Origin of the sequence: Bacillus cereus group sp. BfR-BA-01381, from assembly GCF_022663555.1 — a bacterium.
Lineage (GTDB): Bacteria > Bacillota > Bacilli > Bacillales > Bacillaceae_G > Bacillus_A > Bacillus_A pacificus.
On the sequence record NZ_JAKUFR010000175.1, the window covers coordinates 1 to 3,704 of the forward strand.

Below are 3,704 nucleotides of genomic sequence, written 5' to 3' on the forward strand. Positions count from 1 at the left end.
ACATATATAAGTATGAATTACAATTCTGGAGCTTCTTTTTCGTAGTGCTTATAGGCATGAAGGAAAAGACGGAGTTTTTCCGTTATCATTAATTGAGATGTAAGTATATTTTCACTTACAAATAGGGTGGTACCGCGATTCTTTCGCCCCTATCGGATTTTCCGATAGGGGCTTTTTCTATTTCTCACAGAAACAAATGTTAAATAATTCCGAATCTTATGATAAAATCTTATAAGCGCTTACAATTTTGAAAGGGGGTGATACAAGCTATACGAAACCGATACTTAATTTTATTAAAAAAAGGAGGATGTCTAAATGACAAAGAAAACAGAAATTCCATCGCATTTAAAACCATTCGTATCCACACAGCATTATGATCAATACACACCGGTGAATCACGCTGTGTGGCGTTACATTATGAGACAAAATCATAGTTTCTTAAAAGACGTTGCTCATCCAGCCTATGTGAACGGATTACAATCATCTGGTATTAATATAGATGCAATTCCAAAGGTAGAAGAAATGAATGAATGTTTAGCACCAAGCAGCTGGGGTGCTGTAACGATTGACGGGCTTATTCCTGGCGTAGCCTTCTTCGATTTTCAAGGACACGGATTATTACCAATCGCAACAGATATTCGCAAAGTAGAAAACATCGAGTATACACCTGCTCCAGATATTGTACACGAGGCAGCAGGACACGCACCTATTTTACTTGATCCTACATATGCAAAATATGTGAAACGCTTTGGGCAAATTGGTGCAAAAGCTTTCTCTACAAAAGAAGAACATGATGCGTTTGAAGCAGTTCGTACATTAACAATTGTAAAAGAAAGCCCTACTTCTACCCCTGATGAAGTTACAGCTGCTGAAAATAATGTAATTGCAAAACAAAACTTAGTTTCTGGTTTATCAGAAGCGGAACAAATTTCACGTCTTTTCTGGTGGACAGTAGAATATGGATTAATCGGAAATATAAACGCTCCAAAAATATATGGTGCTGGTCTTCTTTCTTCTGTTGGCGAAAGTAAACATTGCTTAACAGACGCTGTTGAAAAAGTTCCATTCTCTATCGAGGCATGCACAGGTACAACTTATGACGTAACAAAAATGCAACCACAACTATTTGTTTGTGAGTCATTTGAAGAATTAACAGAAGCACTTGAGAAATTCTCTGAAACGATGGCCTTTAAAACAGGTGGTAAAGAAGGCTTAGAAAAAGCAATTCGTTCTGAAAATCATGCAACTGCTGAATTAAATAGCGGATTACAAATTACAGGTACATTTACCGAGACGATTGAAAATGATGCAGGTGAATTGATTTACATGCGAACGAGTTCGCCAACAGCATTAGCAATTCACAATAAACAACTAGCGAATCATTCTACGTCTGTACACAGTGACGGTTTTGGAACACCAATTGGATTACTCACTGAAAATATTGCATTAGAAAATTGTACAGATGAACAATTACAATCATTAGGAATTACAATTGGAAATGTTGCTGAGTTTACTTTTGCAAGTGGTATTCATGTAAAAGGAACAGTAACAGATATTGTAAAAAACGATAAAAAAATTGCGCTTATTTCCTTTATCAATTGCACAGTTACTTATAACGATCGTGTTTTATTTGATGCTTCATGGGGTGCATTTGATATGGCTGTTGGTTCAACAATTACTTCGGTATTCCCAGGTGCCGCAGATGCTGCAGCATTTTTCCAAACAGATGAAGAAGTTCAAAAAATACCTGCTCCACTTGTACTGAATGAACTTGAACGTATGTATCAAACCGTTCGTGACATTCGAAATGAAGGTATTTTACACGACGCGCATATCGAGCAATTAGTAGCAATTCAAGAGGTATTAAATAAATTGTATCCGAAAGAATGGTTACTTCGCCTTGAAATATTAGAATTGCTTTTAGAGCATAACAAAGGGCATGAAACATCAGCAGCATTATTACAACAACTTTCTACTTTCACAACTGATGAAGCTGTGACACGTCTTATTAACAATGGTCTTACGCTACTTCCAGTAAAGGATGTGAAAAATGATGCTACGATTAACTGAAGAGGAAGTTCAAGAAGAATTATTGAGGTTAGATAAATGGGTAGTAAAAGATGAAAAATGGATTGAAAGAAAATATATGTTTTCCGACTACTTAAAAGGAGTCGAATTTGTCTCTGAAGCCGCCAAACTATCAGAAGAACATAATCACCACCCATTTATCCTTATCCAGTATAAAGCAGTCATTATTACTTTGTCATCTTGGAATGCAAAAGGTTTAACGAAACTCGATTTTGAGCTTGCGAAGCAATTTGATGAACTATTTGTCCAAAATGAAAAAGCCATTATAAGAAAGTAAAAAAGAGAAGCCTTTATTAGGCTTCTCCTTTTATTTTGAAATGGATACAATGTCCAAATGGATCCTCTACTTGTAATATTCCATCTTTGTACGTAGCAATCTTGCCAATATTTTTTAAGCTTTCACATACTTGCTCTTTTTGTTTTTCATCTGCTAATACAATTGTGAAATATTTCAAGCCAACAGAATTTGGCATTTGCGGTAGTATTCCTTCACCTTGCCACGTATTTAAACCGATATGGTGATGGTAGCCACCTGCCGATACAAAGAGCGCCCCATTACGGGCTGGGATCGTTACTTCAAAACCAAGACCATCCACATAGAAACGTTTCGCTTCTTCCAAATCAGCTACATGGAAATGAATATGTCCCATCACAGTACCAGCTGGAAACCCACTCCATGTACTTCCTTGCTGCAATAATTCTTCACCAGCTAACGGGTTACTAACAAATGGTAGCTCTCCATTCTCATCACGCCAAACTTCTTTTTGACGATCATGATAAATTTCAATCCCGTTTCCATCTGGATCAGCTAAATAAAGGGCCTCACTAAAGTAATGGTCAGCTCCGCCGTGCAGTGGATAAACCATTTCTACAAGATGACGAAGGATATTCGCTAAATCCTGTCTGCTCGGTAATAAAATTGCGTAATGATATAAACCCGTTCTCCCTCTTTGCTTTGGTAAGGCTTCCTTCTTTTCTTCAATGATAAGGAGTGGTTCGTTATTTTCATTCCCAAATGTAACGACCATTTCATCTTCTTTTAGTACTTTCATACTTAATACTTCTGTATAAAACTCTAGTGATTTCTTTATATTTGATACATATAAATGAACAACATCAAGTGTTGTATCGGGATGAAGTTGAAAACTCATCTTGTTAGCCTCCCATGTAAATTAGTTCTTCTTTGACATTTTCTCTTTTAAGAAATTATCTACAAAACCATCCGCTTTCGCAACAAATAAGTACGCACCCATTGCTAACAATGCAAGCTCTAATTCGAAGCCAGGATTTTTTCCATCTCCTAATAAACCAGCTGACCATTTTACTTTTACAATTGCTCCAACCATAACTAGTGCAAATAATAATCCAATATATCTTACACCTAAACCTAGAATTAATAATAGACCGCCAACTAATTCAACTGTTGCTACACCGTATGCAAGTCCTCCTGGTAAACCAATGCTTGTGAACCACCCTGCAATATTGTCAATCCCCGATTGGAATTTTGTTAAACCGTGCATAAAGAACGTTACCCCTAACACGATACGAATAATTAAGTTACCAATATGTTGATTCATTTCTTTCTCTCCTTTATAGTTTCCTTATACAAAACTTTT

At 36.5% G+C, this 3,704-nt stretch carries 4 protein-coding genes; 2 read left to right on the forward strand and 2 right to left on the reverse strand.

Features of this window, described 5'->3' with window-relative positions; genetic code table 11:
* The first annotated feature begins 315 nt into the window (after positions 1-315).
* Both MR079_RS27880 and MR079_RS27885 read left to right on the forward strand, forming a co-directional pair.
* Positions 316-2,070, forward strand: coding sequence for an aromatic amino acid hydroxylase (locus MR079_RS27880; RefSeq protein ID WP_242295045.1), 1,755 nt, complete (start codon positions 316-318; stop codon positions 2,068-2,070).
* Entirely contained in the window at positions 2,051-2,365 is a 315-nt protein-coding gene (locus MR079_RS27885) for a 4a-hydroxytetrahydrobiopterin dehydratase (RefSeq protein WP_000979545.1), read from the forward strand. Before MR079_RS27880 ends, MR079_RS27885 begins: the two co-directional genes overlap by 20 nt.
* Positions 2,366-2,381: 16 nt before the next feature.
* Here the strand turns inward: MR079_RS27885 and MR079_RS27890 are convergent, their stop codons facing one another.
* The gene (locus tag MR079_RS27890) at positions 2,382-3,239 is read right to left on the reverse strand and encodes a VOC family protein (protein WP_074601514.1); all 858 of its coding nucleotides are present in this window, start codon (positions 3,237-3,239) and stop codon (positions 2,382-2,384) included.
* A gap of 21 nt (positions 3,240-3,260) precedes the next feature.
* Positions 3,261-3,665 (reverse strand): DoxX family protein, encoded by a 405-nt coding sequence (locus tag MR079_RS27895; RefSeq protein ID WP_001071557.1) that lies wholly within the window; start codon positions 3,663-3,665, stop codon positions 3,261-3,263.
* Between the last annotated feature and the right edge of the window lie 39 nt (positions 3,666-3,704).

Bases quoted from the DNA above. Each gene is read 5' to 3' on its own strand.
- MR079_RS27880 (WP_242295045.1), top strand. From the start codon at position 316: ATGACAAAGAAAACAGAAATTCCATCGCATTTAAAACCATTCGTATCC.
- MR079_RS27885 (WP_000979545.1), top strand. From the start codon at position 2,051: ATGATGCTACGATTAACTGAAGAGGAAGTTCAAGAAGAATTATTGAGG.
- MR079_RS27890 (WP_074601514.1), bottom strand. From the start codon at position 3,239: ATGAGTTTTCAACTTCATCCCGATACAACACTTGATGTTGTTCATTTA.
- MR079_RS27895 (WP_001071557.1), bottom strand. From the start codon at position 3,665: ATGAATCAACATATTGGTAACTTAATTATTCGTATCGTGTTAGGGGTA.